Source organism: Tessaracoccus coleopterorum, assembly GCF_011174705.1.
Classification (GTDB): Bacteria; Actinomycetota; Actinomycetes; order Propionibacteriales; family Propionibacteriaceae; genus Arachnia; species Arachnia coleopterorum.
Map to the genome: position 1 here is coordinate 226087 of NZ_JAANIJ010000001.1, position 16087 is coordinate 242173.

23 protein-coding genes and 5 pseudogenes are annotated in these 16087 nt (G+C 70.0%); 13 read left to right on the forward strand and 15 right to left on the reverse strand.

Annotated elements, in window-relative coordinates:
* Positions 1-163 precede the first annotated feature (163 nt).
* The 13 genes and pseudogenes from G7085_RS33785 to hemW all read right to left on the reverse strand — a co-directional run.
* Positions 164-502 (reverse strand): annotated as a pseudogene (locus tag G7085_RS33785) (class II aldolase/adducin family protein); the annotation flags it as partial.
* Positions 503-782: 280 nt separating this feature from the next.
* Positions 783-1205, reverse strand: a complete 423-nt coding sequence (locus tag G7085_RS33790; RefSeq protein ID WP_408647018.1) for a substrate-binding domain-containing protein — start codon at positions 1203-1205, stop codon at positions 783-785.
* A 306-nt stretch (positions 1206-1511) separates the two neighbouring features.
* Complete coding sequence (locus G7085_RS01485) at positions 1512-1778, reverse strand: LacI family DNA-binding transcriptional regulator (RefSeq protein WP_331715405.1); 267 nt, start codon at positions 1776-1778, stop codon at positions 1512-1514.
* A gap of 37 nt (positions 1779-1815) precedes the next feature.
* A complete protein-coding gene (locus tag G7085_RS01490) occupies positions 1816-2589 on the reverse strand; it encodes an inositol monophosphatase family protein (RefSeq protein ID WP_197509740.1) in 774 nt (257 codons plus the stop codon).
* A 32-nt stretch (positions 2590-2621) separates the two neighbouring features.
* Positions 2622-3476: pseudogene (locus tag G7085_RS01495) on the reverse strand (DUF3097 family protein).
* Complete coding sequence (locus G7085_RS01500; protein ID WP_197509741.1) at positions 3476-3724, reverse strand: hypothetical protein; 249 nt, start codon at positions 3722-3724, stop codon at positions 3476-3478. The pseudogene G7085_RS01495 and the gene G7085_RS01500 overlap by 1 nt, the downstream one beginning before the upstream one ends.
* Entirely contained in the window at positions 3685-3837 is a 153-nt protein-coding gene (locus tag G7085_RS01505) for a hypothetical protein (protein ID WP_197509742.1), read from the reverse strand. The genes G7085_RS01500 and G7085_RS01505 overlap by 40 nt, the downstream gene beginning before the upstream one ends.
* A gap of 108 nt (positions 3838-3945) precedes the next feature.
* On the reverse strand, positions 3946-4260 hold the full coding sequence (locus G7085_RS01510) for a hypothetical protein (protein WP_197509743.1): 315 nt from the start codon (positions 4258-4260) through the stop codon (positions 3946-3948).
* 22 nt (positions 4261-4282) lie between these two features.
* Positions 4283-4555: an ATP-binding cassette domain-containing protein gene (locus G7085_RS23210; protein ID WP_231979117.1), complete on the reverse strand. Its 273-nt coding sequence runs from the start codon at positions 4553-4555 to the stop codon at positions 4283-4285.
* A gap of 82 nt (positions 4556-4637) precedes the next feature.
* Positions 4638-4973: an ATP-binding cassette domain-containing protein gene (locus G7085_RS23215; protein WP_231979118.1), complete on the reverse strand. Its 336-nt coding sequence runs from the start codon at positions 4971-4973 to the stop codon at positions 4638-4640.
* Entirely contained in the window at positions 4970-5173 is a 204-nt protein-coding gene (locus G7085_RS23220; protein ID WP_231979119.1) for a hypothetical protein, read from the reverse strand. Before G7085_RS23220 ends, G7085_RS23215 begins: the two co-directional genes overlap by 4 nt.
* A 47-nt stretch (positions 5174-5220) precedes the next feature.
* Positions 5221-5346, reverse strand: a complete 126-nt coding sequence (locus G7085_RS29020) for a GntR family transcriptional regulator (RefSeq protein WP_269451744.1) — start codon at positions 5344-5346, stop codon at positions 5221-5223.
* 97 nt (positions 5347-5443) lie between these two features.
* Positions 5444-6632, reverse strand: a pseudogene (hemW, locus tag G7085_RS33795) (radical SAM family heme chaperone HemW).
* A gap of 172 nt (positions 6633-6804) precedes the next feature.
* Between hemW and G7085_RS23240 the strand changes: the two are divergent.
* The 9 genes and pseudogenes from G7085_RS23240 (at position 6805) to G7085_RS29030 (ending at position 10735) form a co-directional block, all read left to right on the forward strand.
* Positions 6805-7071: a hypothetical protein gene (locus G7085_RS23240; protein ID WP_231979122.1), complete on the forward strand. Its 267-nt coding sequence runs from the start codon at positions 6805-6807 to the stop codon at positions 7069-7071.
* Entirely contained in the window at positions 7035-7256 is a 222-nt protein-coding gene (locus G7085_RS23245) for an extracellular solute-binding protein (protein ID WP_331715406.1), read from the forward strand. The genes G7085_RS23240 and G7085_RS23245 overlap by 37 nt, the downstream gene beginning before the upstream one ends.
* Positions 7257-7270: 14 nt before the next feature.
* Positions 7271-7444: a hypothetical protein gene (locus tag G7085_RS23250; protein WP_231979123.1), complete on the forward strand. Its 174-nt coding sequence runs from the start codon at positions 7271-7273 to the stop codon at positions 7442-7444.
* 32 nt (positions 7445-7476) lie between these two features.
* Positions 7477-8019 (forward strand): type 2 periplasmic-binding domain-containing protein, encoded by a 543-nt coding sequence (locus G7085_RS23255; protein WP_231979124.1) that lies wholly within the window; start codon positions 7477-7479, stop codon positions 8017-8019.
* A 389-nt stretch (positions 8020-8408) separates the two neighbouring features.
* The gene (locus G7085_RS23260; RefSeq protein ID WP_331715900.1) at positions 8409-9224 is read left to right on the forward strand and encodes a helicase-related protein; all 816 of its coding nucleotides are present in this window, start codon (positions 8409-8411) and stop codon (positions 9222-9224) included.
* Positions 9221-9382, forward strand: a complete 162-nt coding sequence (locus tag G7085_RS23265; protein ID WP_231979126.1) for a hypothetical protein — start codon at positions 9221-9223, stop codon at positions 9380-9382. The genes G7085_RS23260 and G7085_RS23265 overlap by 4 nt, the downstream gene beginning before the upstream one ends.
* 100 nt (positions 9383-9482) lie before the next feature.
* Complete coding sequence (locus tag G7085_RS23270; RefSeq protein ID WP_331715407.1) at positions 9483-9878, forward strand: hypothetical protein; 396 nt, start codon at positions 9483-9485, stop codon at positions 9876-9878.
* Positions 9879-10209: 331 nt separating this feature from the next.
* A pseudogene (locus tag G7085_RS29025) lies at positions 10210-10473 on the forward strand (ATP-dependent helicase C-terminal domain-containing protein); the annotation flags it as partial.
* A 115-nt stretch (positions 10474-10588) separates the two neighbouring features.
* Positions 10589-10735, forward strand: coding sequence for an ATP-dependent helicase C-terminal domain-containing protein (locus G7085_RS29030; protein WP_269451745.1), 147 nt, complete (start codon positions 10589-10591; stop codon positions 10733-10735).
* A gap of 2 nt (positions 10736-10737) precedes the next feature.
* Here G7085_RS29030 and lepA read toward each other — a convergent pair.
* Positions 10738-12562: pseudogene (gene lepA, locus G7085_RS01540) on the reverse strand (translation elongation factor 4).
* 160 nt (positions 12563-12722) lie between these two features.
* On the opposite strand from lepA, the gene rpsT reads away from it, so the two are divergent.
* Complete coding sequence (gene rpsT / locus G7085_RS01545) at positions 12723-12983, forward strand: 30S ribosomal protein S20 (RefSeq protein WP_197509744.1); 261 nt, start codon at positions 12723-12725, stop codon at positions 12981-12983.
* 233 nt (positions 12984-13216) lie between these two features.
* On the opposite strand, the gene holA is transcribed toward rpsT, so the two are convergent.
* On the reverse strand, positions 13217-14113 hold the full coding sequence (gene holA, locus G7085_RS01550; protein WP_197509745.1) for a DNA polymerase III subunit delta: 897 nt from the start codon (positions 14111-14113) through the stop codon (positions 13217-13219).
* Between the two features lie 100 nt (positions 14114-14213).
* Here holA and G7085_RS01555 point away from each other — a divergent pair, with 100 nt between their 5' ends.
* From G7085_RS01555 to G7085_RS31805, 3 genes are all read left to right on the forward strand, one after another.
* Positions 14214-14555, forward strand: a complete 342-nt coding sequence (locus tag G7085_RS01555) for a tetratricopeptide repeat protein (RefSeq protein ID WP_197509746.1) — start codon at positions 14214-14216, stop codon at positions 14553-14555.
* A 182-nt stretch (positions 14556-14737) separates the two neighbouring features.
* Positions 14738-15244 (forward strand): RNA polymerase sigma factor, encoded by a 507-nt coding sequence (locus G7085_RS01560; RefSeq protein WP_197509747.1) that lies wholly within the window; start codon positions 14738-14740, stop codon positions 15242-15244.
* Positions 15245-15414: 170 nt separating this feature from the next.
* The gene (locus G7085_RS31805; protein ID WP_197509748.1) at positions 15415-16074 is read left to right on the forward strand and encodes a beta-propeller domain-containing protein; all 660 of its coding nucleotides are present in this window, start codon (positions 15415-15417) and stop codon (positions 16072-16074) included.
* Positions 16075-16087 lie beyond the last annotated feature (13 nt).

Below are 16087 nucleotides of genomic sequence, written 5' to 3' on the forward strand. Positions count from 1 at the left end.
TACTTCCTGGGCTGTCCGTAGACGTTCTGGTATCGGTCGAAGAGGGAGTCGACCAGCTCCTGTGCGATCGGGAGCGGTTCGCCGAGCTGGCGGAGATGTGCACCGTGCGGGCGACCTCCTCACACATGACGGCGGCCTTGACGGCGTCGCGGCCGTCCGTTCCGATGGTGAACGGGCCGTGGTTGCGCATCAGGACGGCGCGGCTGCGCGAGTCCTTCAGCGTGTCGACGATGCCGCGGCCGATGGAGTCGTCACCGATCAGCGCGAAGGGGCCGACCGGGATCGCGCCGCCGAACTCATCGGCCATCATCGTCAGGACGCAGGGGATCTCCTCGGCGCGGGCGGCCCATGCGGTCGCGTAGGTGGAGTGCGTGTGCACCACACCGCCGACGTGGTCCATGTGGCTGTAGACGTAGGCGTGGGCGGCGGTGTCGCTCGAGGGCTGCAACCGGTCGGGGGTGCCGTCGACGATCTTCCTGCCGTCGAGGGTGCACACGACCATCTGGGTGGGCCGAGCTGGTCGTAGGAGACCCCGAGGGCTTGATGACGAAGAGGTCCTCACCGATGACGTCGGCGCAGCGGATGCGCTGCGAGACGTTCCCTGCGGTCCAGACCACCAGTTCCCAGCGCGGCAGGTCGGCGTGCAGGTCGGCGACGATCCGGCGGGTCTTGGCCACTTCGTCCTGAATGTCGGCGGGCAGCTCGGTAAGCGTCAGCGTCATCGCATCCTCCATGGTTCGGGGCGCCGGGTTGCGCACCCCAATGTGACCGGTCACACAAGATTATGCCCGATGGGCACCGGTGTCAACGGCTCGGGCTCCCGATGCGCCCGGCGGACTCCCTCCAGATGAACTCCGGCAGCACCCCCTCTCGCCTGGCTTCCCGCCCTCGACGAGGTCGAACAACAACCCGATGGCCGCCGATCCGACGGCGGTGAAGGGCTGCCTCACCGAGGCGAGCGGCACGGCCAGGTACGGGGCGAACTCGGTGTCGTCGTACCCGACGAGGGCGACTTCGTCGGGTACCGCGACGCCCAACTCCCCAGCCTCCGCAGCGCCCCCATGGCGACCGCATCGTTTGCGGCGACGACGGCGTCGATGCCGGGATCCAGCTCGAGCAGCGGGTCGATCCCCCGGTATCCGCCGGGGGCGTCCCAACCGACGGTGACGACCGGCCCGCGGGCATCCCCGGCGGCAGCCTCCCACCCTGCCGTCGCACGCGGGCCTCCAGCCAGTCGTCCGGGCCCGCCAGGTGCGCGATCCTGCGTCTCCCCGACGTCAGAAGCGCCTCGACGGCCTGCCGTACTCCCCCTGCGTTGTCGCCGTGGGCCCGCGCGAGGCCGTCCGGCACGGGGCCCTCGGCCACCACCGCCGTCGGCAGTTCGGAGGCGAACTCGCGCGCGAGCCCCAATGAGGGCTCCGACCATGCGATGACGACCGCGCCGTCGACACCGAGGCCGAGCAGATGTTCCCGGGCCGCGTCGAGGGTGGCCTGCCGGTCGTCACGGACGGTCACCGTCGCGGTCGTGTACCCGCGGCTGACGGCCCCTCGTCGATGGCGAGCGAGGTCAGGTGCGGGCCGACCAGTGCCGCATGCACCCGGACGACGCCGATCATCATGGAGTCGTTGCGGGCCAACGATCTGGCGGCCCGGCTGGGTCGGTAGCCCAGTTCATCGATGGCGGCCAGTACGCGTCGGGCGGTCTCCGCCCGCACGAGCGACGGCTCGTTCAGGACGCGCGAAACGGTCTGGTAGGAGACGCCGGCCGCGGCCGCCACGTCCCGGATCGAGGGTCTGGCGTGTGCCCTCGGCATGTCAGGACACGGGCCAGGTCTGCTGGGCGGTCATCCAACTCATCGTGTCGCGCGCCACCAGCAGCCCGCGCGACCTCGACAGGAGCGTGTACCCGACGCCGTCGAGTGTCCGCGCGACGCCGCCGTTCTCGGTGACCATGAGCGATCCCGCCAGGTGGTCCCAGGGACGCACGTGGTTGTAGTAGATGAAGTCGAACTCGCCCTCCAGCACGGACGGGTAGTCGAAGGCGCAGCAGAAGTGGCTCTTCACGACGGGGCTCAGGCGCCCACCCGCGTCGAACCCGGTCAGCTTCGAGCGCGACGTCGCGCCGAGCGGCGGCCGGTCCACCCTCACCCTTCGGATGGGTTCTCCGTTGCAACGCACGCCCGCGCCGCGCTCCGCGACGTATCCGCGGCCCGTCATGGGCTGCCAGATCCATCCACGGGTGGTGACGCCGCCGCGCACCTCTGCAAGCATCACGCCGTGTTCATCCTTGCCGGAAACGAAGTTCCTGGTGCCGTCGATGGGATCGATGATGAAGGCGTGGTCGGCGTTGGCGACGCCCTTGAGCAGCGAAGGATCGGCGAACACACCCTCCTCACCGATGACAAGCGCGGAGGGGTGGGCAGCCTTGAGCAGCCGGGTGAGGAACGCCTCCGCCTCCCGGTCGGCCACGGTGACCAGATCACCCGGGCCCTTCTCCTCGATGTCACCACCGGACAACTGCCGGAACCTCGGCGTGATCACCTCGGCGGCGGTGAGCTGCAACAGGCCCAGGATGTCGTCGGTGTCCATGGCATCCACCTTAGTGGCGAACGTCGCGGAGCTCAGTCGTCGGGCAGGTGGTCCTGGGTGACGAAGTCGATCAGGGTCTCAACCTTGGTGTTGAGCTGCGGCTCCAGGTCGCGCCAGGAGGTCACCCGGGCCAGGATGGACTGCCAGCCGCGGGCGATGTCGGCCTGGTCGGCGTGCGGAAGCCCCAGCGCCTGCAGCGTGCCGAGCTTGAAGTCGACGTCACGCGGCACCGACGGCCACGCCTTCCTGCCGACGCGCTGGGGCGGACGGCCTGCCAGATGTCGATGAACTCGTGCCCCTCGATGAGTACCGTGTCGCGGTAGCCGGCCTGATAGACCTGCCTGGCGATGCGCGACTCCTTGCTGCCGGGAACGAGGTGGTCGACGAGCACACCGAGCCGGCGACCCGGCCCGGGAGCGAATTCCGCGACGATCGCGGGGAGGTCGTCGATGCCGCCGAGGAACTCGACGACAACCCCGACGTGGCGCAGGTCGTCACCCAGACCTTCTCGATCAGTTCGGCGTCGTGGCGGCCCTCGACGTAGATGCGGCTGGGAAGCGCCACCTTCGCCTTCACCGGCTGCTCGGACACCCGCGACCCGGAGGCTGTGTACCGCGGCTTGGCCGCACCGCCCGGAGCGGGGGCCGCAGCGCGACGGGCTCCCCTCCAGGAGGAAGCCGGCGCCGAGCGGCGCCCCCTGCGCTTCCCCTACGGTCCTCGAGGAGGACGATGCCGTTCTCCCAGCCGACGACCGCGCCGCAGAAGTCGTCGAACTCGACGACGAGGTCGAGTTCGACCGGCACGTCACGGGTCTGCTTGAGATGGGCCTTCTGCCAGCCGGCCGCCAGCACGTCCTTTGCGTATCGATCCACGGTCAGCGAACCTATCAGCGCAACTCGAGCTTCCGGCTGTACGACACCTGCGCCCAGCACATACCGGCGATCGCGACCGCGAACAGGGCCACGAACACGGCCAACGGCAGCACCGCGGCGTCGTTACCCATCGTGAAGATCGCGCCTAAGCCCCAGGTGAGGCTCACATCGGGGAACCGGCTGAGGTCGGCCATCGGCGGGATGAACAGAGCGATGACACCGATCACCTGCGTGGCGCCGTAGTACAGGAACCAGGTGAGCACCACACCCCGACGCCGGCCCGGTTGATCCAACTCTGGGAGCCGACGGTCGCGGCGAAGTAGAAGGGCGCGATCATCGAGAGCGGGTAGAGCAGGAGGGTGGCGACGATGAGCACGAGCAGCCAGGGGGCAGGGAGCCCAGAGCACGCAGGGCCTCCCCAGGGCGGCCATGGTCTCGGCCGGGGATGCGCCGCTGGTGGCGCCGGTGGCGATGTTGCCGGGGATCAGCAGCAGGAGCCCGAGCAGGACCCCAGCAGCGAGACCAGGTAGCTGTAGGTGGCCTTGACCCGGAAGATCGTGGCCGCCTTGACCGGCAGCGACGCCGTGAAGTATCCCGTGCGGGAGTAGCAGGAACGGTAGAAGTCGAGCGAGGTCAGCAGCGGCACGGCGAACATGAAGATCATCGCGGCCAGCACCGCCAGGACGGCCAGCACCATGTCGGTCGGCGCGGGCAGCAGCAGCGAGGCGCCGGTGAACGTGCCGACCAGCAGGGCGGCCCCAGCGTGAGCACGGCAGCCCAGCGCCAGGTGCGGAGCCATTCGTGCTTGAGGAGCATGGTGATCATCGGTAGACCTCCCGGAAGAGTGCGTCAATGGACAGGCCGTGCTCCGCGCGCAGGTCGTCGACCTCGCCGCTGAGCTGGATGCGGCCGTAGCGCATGAAGGCAACGCCGTCGAGGATGGGCTCCAGGTCGTGGATCAGGTGCGTGGAGATCACGACGAGGGCCTCGGGGTCGAGGTCGCGGATGATGGCCTGCAGCAGCACCTCGCGGGCCGCGGGGTCGACGCCCGAGATGGGCTCGTCGAGCAGGTACACCTTGGCGCGGCGCGACATGGCGAGCGCGATCTGCCCTTCTCCCGCATCCCCTTCGAGAGGGTCGAGAGCTTGCGCGCGGGATCGAGCCCGAAGAAGCCGATCAGGTCGCGGGCCTTGTCCTCCGAGAAGTCGGAGAAGAAGTCGCGGTACATGCCGATGCAGGCGTCGAGGCTGGCGCCGTCGGGGAGGAAACTGGCGTCGGCAGGAACGACACCTGCGCCTTCGTCTCCGGCCCAGGGGTCGACCCGTTGACTAGGACCGATCCCTGGTACCGGGTCAGCGCGCCGGCGATGACCTTGAGCAGGGTCGTCTTCCCGCAGCCGTTCTCGCCGAGCAGGCCGACGATCTGGCCGCCGCCGAGCTCAAGGTCGAGTCCGTTGAGGGCCCTGAACTTCCCGTAATCCTTCACGAGCCCGCTGATCGCGATCGCGCTCATGCGATTCCTCCTTCCGTGGCGGTGTGCCACTGCGTGCCAAGAAGTTCCCTGGCTGCGCCGAGGCTCATACCGAGCCCCTGTGCGCGACGTGCGTACTGGGTGGCGACCTCTGCCGCGAGGCTCGCCCGTGCCTCGTCGATGACGTCGGCCTCGTCTGTGACGAACCGCCCGGTGGTGCGTTCGGACCGGCTGAGGCCCATGCGGTCGAGTTCGGCGAGTGCCCGTTGGACCGTGTTGGGGTTGACCCTCAGGTCGAGGGCGAGGTCGCGGACGCCCGGGATGCGGACCCCGGGGGCCCAGTCCCCACGACGATGCGGCGCGTGAACTCGTCGACGAGCTGCAGCCAGATCGGACTGCTCGGATCGAACTCCATCCCACCGCCTCCTGTGTCGTTGTATTAGGTGCTTAATACATTAGGACAATAGGGGAGGCCGTCAAGGAGTCGGGAGCGACGGCGGAGGAGGGACCGCTCAGTCGAGCAGGTCGCGGATGACGCCGTCGGCGAGCAGCCTCGCGCCGGGGGTCACCCGGAGCCGGTCGCCGGCACGTTCGAGCATGCCCTCTGCGATGAGGCCGGGGACGCGACCGGCCTCCGACGCGGTGAGCACGTCCGCGGGCATCCCTCGCGTAGGCGCAACTCGAGCAGCACGCGCTCCACCCGCCGCTGATCGAGGTCCAGGACCTCGCGCGCCAGCGCGGGCGAGTGCCCCTCGGCCAGGGCGGCCGCATAGCTGCGGGGATGCTTGCGGTTCCAGAACCGCACCCCGCCGATGTGCGAGTGCGCTCCGGGCCGATCCCCCACCAGTCGGCTCCCCGCCAGTAGGCGAGGTTGTGCCTGCACTCCCCACCCGGGCGGGCCCAGTTGCTCACCTCATAGTTGTCGAACCCAGGGAGGCGAGCACCCTCTCCGCCATCAGGTACTTGTCGGCCAGGTCGTCGTCATCGGGCATCGGCACCTCACCTCGACGCACCTGCATGGCGAGCCGTGTGCCCTCCTCGACGATCAGGGAGTAGGCGCTGACATGGTCGACCGGGGTGCCGGTGACCGCGTCGAGGCTTGTGGCCCAGTCGTCGAGGCTCTCCCCGGTGTTCCGTAGATGAGATCGAGGCTGACGTGTTCGAAGCCCGCGTCGCGGGCCCAACCGGCGGCCGCCAGGCCGCGTTCGGGCTGTGTCCGCGTTCGAGGACCTGCAGCACGCGCGGCACCACCGATTGGAGGCCGAGCGAGATCCTGGTGAAGCCATGCTCACGCAGGGCAGTGAGGTAGGCGGGGTGACCGTCTCGGGGTTGGCCTCCGTGGTCACCTCCGCGCCGGGGGCCAACTCGAAGCGCTCGGAGATGGCGGCGAGGATGCCCGCGAGGTCGGGTTCGGGCAGCCACGTCGGGGTGCCTCCACCGAAGAACACGGTCTCGACAGGCCTCGAGCCGAGCTGCGCCGCGGCGAGGTCGAGCTCGGAGCGGACGGCCTGCAGGTATGAGGAGGAGGCCCCGTCTCCTGCCTCCCCGGGGTGTAGGTGTTGAAGTCGCAGTAGCCGCAACGGATGCGGCAGAACGGCACATGCACATAGAGGGACAACGGTGCCTCCGACACGAGCGCCTCCCGGGGAGGGCTCCGTCGAGGGGGCGGGTTCGCCGTCTGGAAGTTGGGCCACCCCGCAAGCTTACGGGGGCACCGGGGAAGGCGCCCCTCGCGTCGGGAGCCGGATCGTGCGAAGGTAAGGTCCATGAACGTATCGCGGCGCACGCTGCTGTGCACCGGCGGCGGCCTCGCTGCGGCGGCGACACTGGCCGCCTGCGGTACCGCGGGCCCGTCCCGGGTGCCGCGCCACTCGTGACGCCTTCGCCCGGCGTCGAGGTCGCGGCCGGGCAGGCCGCGGTGGGCAAGCTGGCCGCGTCGGCGCCGCTTCAGAGCTGGTACCACGAGTACGGCGAGGTGGGTGTCCGGGCCGCCGTCGAGCGCTACGCCGCCACCTACCCCGGTTGTGATGTGTCGGTGCGCTGGACCCGGGCGACTACGACTCGGTCCTCGCGGCCCAACTGCTCACAAACGAGGCGCCCGACGTGTTCGAGGTGGAGCAGGGCGGCACGCTCGACATGATCCGCTCCGGGCAACTGGCCGACCTGACCGAACTGATCGGCGACCGCGTCTCGGAGTTCAATCCGTCGGTGATGCAGCGGTTCACCTTCGAGGGCAGGATCTACGGGATCCCCCAGACGATCGACACCCAACTGCTCTACTACCGGCCTTCGCTGCTCGAGGCCGCCGGGGTTGCGCCCCCGTAACCTTCGAGCAGTTGGTGACGGCGGCGACCGCCGTGACCAGGTCGACCGGGGTGGGCGGTTTCTTCGCCGGGAACGACGGCGGTGTCGGCGCGCTCGGCCCGCTGCTCATCTGGGCCTCCGGGAGCGATCAGCTCACGGCCGACCGGAGCGCCGTCGCGTTCCTCGGCGACCCTTCTACGCGGCGCTGACGGCGTACCGCGACTTCCTCCAGTCGGGTGCGATGGTCCGCACCGCGTCGGGTGACTGGCACGAGGGCACCGCGTTTGCGGGCGGTGAGGCGGCCATGCAGTGGGGCGGCCTCTGGTCGCTTCCCGACATGCAGACCGCATGGGGAGACGACGTCGCGGTGCTGCCCTTCCCCGCGATCGGCCGCCACGGTAGGCCGGCCGTTCCGTTCGGCGCGTTCGGCGCATGCGTCGCAGCGAGCGGTACCAACCTCGAGGCGGCGAAGGACTACGTCCGCTGGCTCTGGATGGACCGCGAGGACTACCAACTCGACTTCTCCGATTCCTACGGCACCCACATTCCAGCCAAGCCCTCATTGGAGGCCGATGCGACGAAGCTCGCGGCGGGCCCGGGCAGGGCAGCGGCCCGATTCGTCTCCGATCACGGTTTCGCGAGCAACATCATGTGGTCGGGCGCGCTCGGCGACGCCTACGCGACTGCGGTGGGCGCCGTGCTCCTGGACGGCGCGGAGCCGGTGGCCGCGTTCGCCGAGTTCGAGGCGGCGGCCGGGATCGAGCTGGCACTCCTCAAGGGTTGACCCGCCCACGGGCGCCTCACGCTCCGATCGACGACGATGGCGACCGCCGCAGCGGTAGAGATTCATGGCCCGCGGAAGGCCGTCCCCGAAGAGCAGAAGACGCCTGACGCTGGGTCCTGTCATGTGCAGGGACATCGCTGACAGTTCTGGGGGTCTCGGTCCTGACGCTCGGGCTCGATCCTCTGGGTCGGGGTGATCGTCGGGAGGGCCACCTTCGGGCGCGTGCGGCAGACTTGGGTCGTGCCAGAACTCGGAGAGCTCGTCGCGGACGGCTGCGGCCTCCCCTTCGCCGCGGCGACCGGCGCGCTCCGGGAGGCTCTGCTCACGCGGGGCGTGGCCGTGGTCGAGGCGCCCCCGGAACGGGAAAGACCACCCTCGCCCCGCCGTTGGTGGCCGCCACCCTTCCCGGGCGTGTGATCGTCACCCAGCCGCGGCGGGTCGCCGCACGGGCCGCCGCCCGGCGGCTCGCGACCCTCACCCGGACCCGGCTCGGGGACGTGGTCGGGTTCACCGTGCGCGGCGAGCGGGTGCTGGGGCCCGACGCCCGGATCGAAATGGTGACCCCAGGCGTGCTGCTGCGTCGCCTCCTGCGCGACCCTGCCCTCGACGGCGTCGGCGCCGTCATCCTCGACGAGGTGCACGAACGCGGGCTGGACACCGATCTGCTGGTGGGGCTCCTGGGAGAGGTGCGGGAGCTCCGCGATGACCTGGCCGTCGTCGCGATGTCGGCCACCGCTGACGCGCAGCGTTTCGCCGCGCTGCTCGGCACCGCCGACGATCCGGCCCCGTGGTCGGGGTGCCGGCCGTGGCGCATCCGCTTGAGGAACGATTCTCCCCGGCCCGTTCCCCCTCGATGCCGGCGGCGTCACGCGACCCTTCCTCAGCCACGTCGCCGAGGTGGCCGCCGGGCCTTCGAGGAGCGGCCGGGCGACGGCGACGTGCTGGTGTTCCTGCCGGGCGTGCACGAGGTGCGCGTCGTGGCCGAGCGGCTCCGCGGGTCGGTGCCGGCCGAGGTACTCGAACTGCACGGTCAGGTTGGACCACGTGAGCAGGACCGCGCCATCGCGGGCCGCGGTGCGGGAGAGCGGCCACGGATTGTGGTGTCGACCAACCTGGCCGAATCGTCCGTCACCGTCGACGGGGTGCGGGTGGTCGTCGACTCGGGGCTGTCCAGGGAACCCGCCGCGATGCGGCACGCTCGATGACCGGCCTCGTGACGGTGCGGTGTGCCCGGTCCTCCGCCGACCAGCGGGCCGGTCGCGCCGCCCGCCAGAGCGCCGGAGTGGTGTGGCGCTGCTACGACGATCAGACCTACGCCGGGCTGCGCCCGCAGGTGACCCGGAGTTGCAGGCCGCCGACCTGACGGGGGCGCTGCTGACCCTTGCGGCATGGGGGCTCCGCGTGGAGAGGGCCTCGCTCTGCCCTCTCCACTGCCTGCGGCGGCGGTCCGGGACGACGAGGATGTGCTGCGCGCGCTCGGGGCCGTCGACGCGACTGGCCGGGTGACCGCCGCGGGCCGCCGGCTGGCCGACATCCCTGCCGCCCCGCGGTGGGCGAGGGCGCTGTTGGACGCCGCGCCCCTCGTCGGTGGTCGCGCCGCGGCCGAGGCTGTGGCGGCCGTCGAGCTGGGCATCCGGGGCGACCTGGCGCGCGAGCTCTCCACGCTCCGCCGGGGCGGCACGCCGGAAGCCCGACGCTGGCGTCGGGAGGCGGACCGGCTCGGGCGGCTCACCCCACCGGGCGGGGCCGCTCGGCCCCATCGGCGCGGTCGTCGTGCTCGCGCTTCCCGAGCGGGTCGCGAGGAGGGTCGGCAACGCGTACCTGTTGGCCTCGGGCACCCGCGCGGCCGCTCCGGCTGAGCTTGCCGACAGCGAATGGCTCGCGGTGGCGGAGGTGGGCAGGGCGTCCGGGAACTTGGCGGCCGGGACCGGCGCAGTGATCCGTTCGGGCGCCCCGATCGACGAGGCGACCGCGAGGCTCGCGTCCCACCTCCTCATCGATGAGGTGAGAGGCGAACTCGTCGACGGCAGGCTCCGCGCCCGTCGCGTCACCGCGCTCGGTGCCATCGAGTTGACCTCGACGCCCGTGCCCGCGCGGGAACTGGGCCCCGGCGCCGTGCGCGCGGTCGTCGACGAGCAGGGCCTCGGGGTGATCGGCTGGTCAACCGCCGCGGACGCCCTGCGCCGCAGGATGGCCCTGCTACACCGGGTGCTGGGAGTGCGCTGGCCCGACGTGTCCGACGGTGCCCTGCTGGCCCGCCTCGACGAGTGGCTCGGGCCCGAACTGGCGGCGGCAGCACTGAGCGGCCGGTTGGCTGGCATCGAGCTCACCACGCCGCTGCGCAGGCTGCTGCCCTGGCCGGAGGCGGGCCGCCTCGACGAGCTGGCACCCGAACGGCTCACCGTGCCGAGCGGCTCGCGGATCCGGCTCGACTACCCGCACCATGACGGGGACGGGCCGGTGGTCGTGGCGGTGAAGCTGCAGGAGTGCTTCGGGCTCGCGGCCTCGCCCGGCTGGCCGACGGAGCGGCCGAGGTGGTGTTCCACCTGCTCTCGCCCGCGGGCGGCCGTTGGCGATCACCGCAGACCTGGCGTCGTTCTGGTCGGGGCCGTACGCCCAGGTGCGCTCCGAGATGCGCGGACGCTACCCGAAGCACCCATGGCCGGAGGATCCGTGGACGGCACCCGCCACGGCGCGGACCAGGCCGCGCCGCTAGCACTACTTCTTGGGCGGCTCGTTGGTGGACAGCGCCGCGACGAAGGCCTCCTGCGGCACCTCGACCCGTCCGACCATCTTCATCCGCTTCTTGCCTTCCTTCTGCTTCTCGAGCAGCTTGCGCTTGCGGGAGATGTCGCCGCCGTAACACTTGGCGAGCACGTCCTTGCGGATGGCGCGGATGGTCTCGCGCGCGATGACGCGGGAGCCGATGGCGGCCTGGATGGGCACCTCGAAGTGCTGGCGCGGGATCAGTTCCTTGAGCTTGGCCGCCATCGACAGGCCGTAGGAGTAGGCCTTGTCCTTGTGCACGATGGCGGAGAACGCATCGACCGGCTCGCCGTGCAGAAGGATGTCGACCTTGACGAGGTCCCCGCCTCCTGGCCGTCTGCCTCGTAGTCGAGCGACGCGTAGCCCTTGGTGCGGGACTTGAGGGCATCGAAGAAGTCGAAGACGATCTCGGCCAGGGCAGCGTGTAGCGGATCTCGACCCGGTCCTCACTCAGGTAGTCGAGGCCGCGCTGGACGCCGCGGCGCGTCTGGCAGAGCTCGAGGATCGTGCCGATGTACTCGGCAGGCGCAAGGATCGTCGCCCGCACGACCGGCTCGCGCACCTCGGCGATCTTCCCTCCGGGTACTCGGACGGGTTGGTGACGTGGTGCTCCGACCCGTCCTCCATCAGGACGTCGTAGACGACGTTGGGCGCCGTCGAGATCAGGTCGAGGTTGAACTCGCGCTCGAGCCGCTCGCGGACGATCTCCATGTGGAGCAGGCCGAGGAACCCGATGCGGAAGCCGAAGCCCAGCGCGCTGGAGCTCTCCGGCTCGTAGGTGAGCGCCGCGTCGTTGAGCTGGAGCTTCTCGAGCGCCTCGCGCAGGTCGTTGAACTGGTCACCGTCGATCGGGTAGAGGCCGGCGTAGACCATCGGGTTGGGGTGCTGGTAGCCACCGAGGTCCTGCTCGGCGGGGCGGCTCTCGAGCGTGACGGTGTCGCCGACGCGGGACTGGCGCACGTCCTTCACGCCCGTGATGAGGTAGCCGACCTCGCCGACGCCGATCGCGGTCGACTTGACCGGCTCCGGCGAGATGACGCCGATCTCGAGCAGCTCGTGGGTGGCCTTGGTCGACATCATGCGGATGCGTTCGCGGTGGTTCAGTTCACCGTCGACGACGCGCACGTAGGTGACGACGCCACGGTAGGTGTCGTAGACCGAGTCGAAGATGAGCGCCCTGGCAGGGGCGTCCGGGTCGCCGACCGGAGCCGGGATCTGGTCGACGACGGCATCGAGCAGCTCGGACACGCCGACGCCGGTCTTGCCCGACACCCGCAGCACGTCGTCGGGGTCGCAGCCGATGATGCCCGCCAGTTCCTCGGCGTACTTCTCGGGGTTCGCCCGGGCAGGTCGATCTTGTTGAGCACCGGGATGATGTGGAGGTCGGCCGCCAGCGCGAGGTACAGGTTCGCCAGCGTCTGGGCCTCGATGCCCTGCGCCGCGTCGACGAGCAGCACCGCGCCCTCACAGGCCTGCAGCGAACGGGAGACCTCGTAGGTGAAGTCGACGTGCCCGGGGTGTCGATCATGTTGAGGACGTGGATGACCCCGTCCCTGGTCCAGGGCATCCGCACAGCCTGGGACTTGATGGTGATGCCGCGCTCACGCTCGATGTCCATCCGGTCGAGGTACTGGGCGCGCATCTGACGCGCGTCGACGACCTCGGTGAGTTGGAGCATGCGGTCGGCAAGGGTCGACTTGCCGTGATCGATGTGGGCGATGATGCAGAAGTTGCGGATGATCGCCGGATCGGTCTTACCTGGGCGGGGAGTGGGCATCGTGTCCTCGGGGCTGGCGCTGTCGACCCCAAGTCTCTCACGGATTTCAGGGCCGGGCTAACCCGTGGATTTGGACGCACCGGCCCGAACAGGTAAGGTTGATCGTCGCGTGCAAACGCATGACCGAGTCAACCAACTTTAGACAAAAGAGGCTTGCCCAGTGGCGAACATCAAGTCCCAGAAGAAGCGCAACAAGACCAACGAGATCGCGCGTCAGCGTAACAAGGCCGTGAAGTCTGGCCTTCGCACCCACGTCCGCGCCGTCCGCGTGGCCGTCTCCGCCGGCGACAACGCCAAGGCCGTCGAGGCTGCCCAGGTTGCCAATCGCGCTCTGGACAAGGCCGTGAGCAAGGGTGTCATCCACAAGAACCAGGCCGCGAACCGCAAGTCGGCCATCTCCGCCGCCGTCGCCGCTCTCTGAGCCGGTTGACGCAGCAGCTCCCACGCTTCAGGAAGCGGTAGCTTCCACGCTTCACGAGAACAGCGCCTTGGCCCTCGGTCGTCAAGGCGCTGTTTTCTGTGCCCTCGACCGGGATCACGCGCACCCACAGCTGGCCGGCTACGACGCCGTCAGCGGCGGGCCAGAGCCAGCACCCCAACACCATCCGCTCCAGCGCGAACGCCGGATCGGTCGCCGCACCCTTGACCTCGGCGTCACCGACGGCGATCAGCTGGATCGCCCCGGCGATCGACGCGGGCCCCCAATACCGCGACGTGCGGGCGTATTCCTTCATCTTCCACGGCGGAAGGCCGATCTGGCGGGCCAGATCGTTGCCGCTCATCCTGCTGCCCTGCGCGTCGACGTAGCGGCCCATCCCCGGAAGGCGCCGGCCATGGCGCTGGTGACGAGCACCGGGGCGGCCCCGTGCCGAGCGCCCACCGCAGCCGCTCCATCGCGAGGGTCGCATTGGCGGCCAGCACCGCGTCGGCGACTGCAAAGGACGTCACCTCGGCACGGCCCGCGAAGTAGCGGCGGATGAGATCCGCGTCGATCTGCCCCTGATCGGAGTCGGCCGCCAACTGTGCGACCGCCGCGGCCAGCGCACGCAGGTCATTCCCGACGGCCGCGACCAGTTCGCCTGCGGCATCCGCAGACATGCGGATCTTCAGCCGCCTCGCCTCCTCCGCCACGAACCTTGGCAGTTCCCACGGCTTGAGGCCGGCGACGGTCTCCGTGCGTACCTTCGCCTTCTTCAGCTTGTCGATCAGGCCCTTGCCCTTGTTGCCGCCCTGATGGACCAGAACGAGACAGAGGTCCGTCGGCGGGTTCTTCGCGACCTCGACGAGTTGGTCGACCACCCCAGCGGGGCAGGCGCCGACGTCTTCGATGACGGCGATGATGTCGGTGGAGAACAGCGAACCGCCCACCACCTCGGAGAGCATGGTGTCCTCCAACTCCCCGGCGGTGATCTCGTTGAAGTCGGCCTCCGGGCGCTCGGCGCGGGCCTCCGCGACGGTGGCCGTCACGATGCGCCGCGCGAGCAGGGTCTCGGGCCCGGTGATCAGGAGCGATGATCCGAAGGCAGGCATGGGGTCAAGCTTGCCAGCCATGGGGGACGGTGTGGTAGTCGGGAATATCCGCGCCCGATATTGGTTGAATGTTGCATCACCGAGGCCCGGGCAACGGGCCGGCCAAGGAAAGGAGCCGCAGGTGACCACCCTTCTGACCTACAACCTGGGAGTCCGGGCGTTCGAGGAGCGCGACTACCGCACGGCCGTCGAGCGCTTCGCCGAGGTGCTCGAGGAGCAGCCCGGCAACAGGTCGGTGCGCGAATACCTTGCGCGGGCACACTTCCACCGTGCCTCGTTGGGGCCGGCCGAGGAGCAGTGCCGCAGGATCCTCGATCAGGACCCGACCGACGAGTACGCCACCCTGCTGCTCGCGCGCACCCTCGAACGGCAGAACAAGATCGATGAGGCGGCCGGCGTGCGGCGCAGGCTGGCGGCCCTGACCGGCGACCCGGCGCACCTGCGCTCCGGGAGCCTGACCTGAATGCCACCTCCTGACCGGATTCGACCCCTGGGGCCCGGCGCCCCGGGGTCGCTCCGTTCCTCGGCGGGGATCGCGTCTGTAACCTTCTGCACACCTGGAAGGAGTTACAGGAGTAGGACATACGGGAAGGCGGCGCAGCCGTGGAGGCAGAGGGCATACCCACAGAGGGCGAGGACGTCCCGGTGGAGTCTCTGCTGCCCGGCGACACCCATTCGGTGGTCGAACGCTACGAGTCGATGGTCTACGGCATCGCCGTGACGCATACGCGGTGCCGCGGCGACGCAGACGACGTCTACCAGGAGGTCTTCCTCACGTACCACCGGCGTCAGCCGGAGGTCAACGATGAGCAGCACCGCAGGGCCTGGCTGATCACCACGGCGCTCACCTGCGCCCGACGGGTCCGGCTCAGCTCGTGGCGCACCCGCGTGGTGCCGCTCGACCCGGGCGACACCGCGGCCGCCCCGGAGGAATTCACTCTCGCCTCGGACGAGCAGAACGTGTTGTTCAGGGCGCTCCGCTCGCTCAGCGAGACCTACCGCACCGTGCTGTACCTGTTCTACTTCGAGGACCTGTCCATCGCGCAGATCGCCGACCTGCTCGACCTGGGTCCAGGCACCGTGAGGGTGCGGCTTTCCCGCGGCCGCGCCCAGATGCGAGAAAAGCTCCTGGGAGGGCTGTTTGATGAATGACAACGACATCTTCCGTGAGATCGCCGCCCAGTTGCGGCCCTCCCCGAGGTCAGGGCCGCGCTGGCGACCCGGATCGACGCGCAGCCGACCGCCTCGACCCCGAACCGGCTCCGGAGCCGCCGGTTCGGCGTCACCGTCGCCTGCCGGCCTGGGGTGCCGCCGTCGCGGCCGTGGCGCTCGCGGTGGCCGCCGCGTCCATGCCGGGTCTCCTCGGCCGGGAGGTGGGCAGCAGCGACCGGTCCCCCGGCCTGAGCGTCGCGTCCCCGCATGGGAGCCGGTACGTCGGTGGCTCGGGCGACTATGCCCGGTGTGCGGGCCGTGACCGCCGCCCCGCTGCAGAACCCGTGGGAGATCTCCTACCCGTTGAGCTTCGCGGCCGGACAGGGCAGGCTGACATCGCCGTCGGGATGCAGAGCGACAGTTGGGACACCAACGTGCAGGTCGAGGGAATCGACGAGGGCGACCTGGTCAAGAGCGACGGTCGCACGATCTTCATCGCCTCAGGCTCGACGGTCCGGCTCGTCTCGGCTGACGGCGCGGGCTCCCGGGAACTGTCGAGGATCGAGACCTCCGAACTGGCCGTGGCTAACACCGACGGCACCGTCCAGGGAGCAGTGTCCGACCTCATGCTCCACGGCACCACGCTGGTGGCACTCGTGACCGACTTCACCCCACGGCTGGAGGCCGGGACGCCGAACCATCGACCCTTCGGGTTCACGCCCTACCTCGCCAGGGAGACGAAGGCCCTGGTGTACGACGTCTCCGACCCTGCCGCGCCCCGCTTCCTGACCTGGCTCGGGCAGAGCGGGGCCCCGTCTCCTCGCGACTGAGCGGCGACATCGT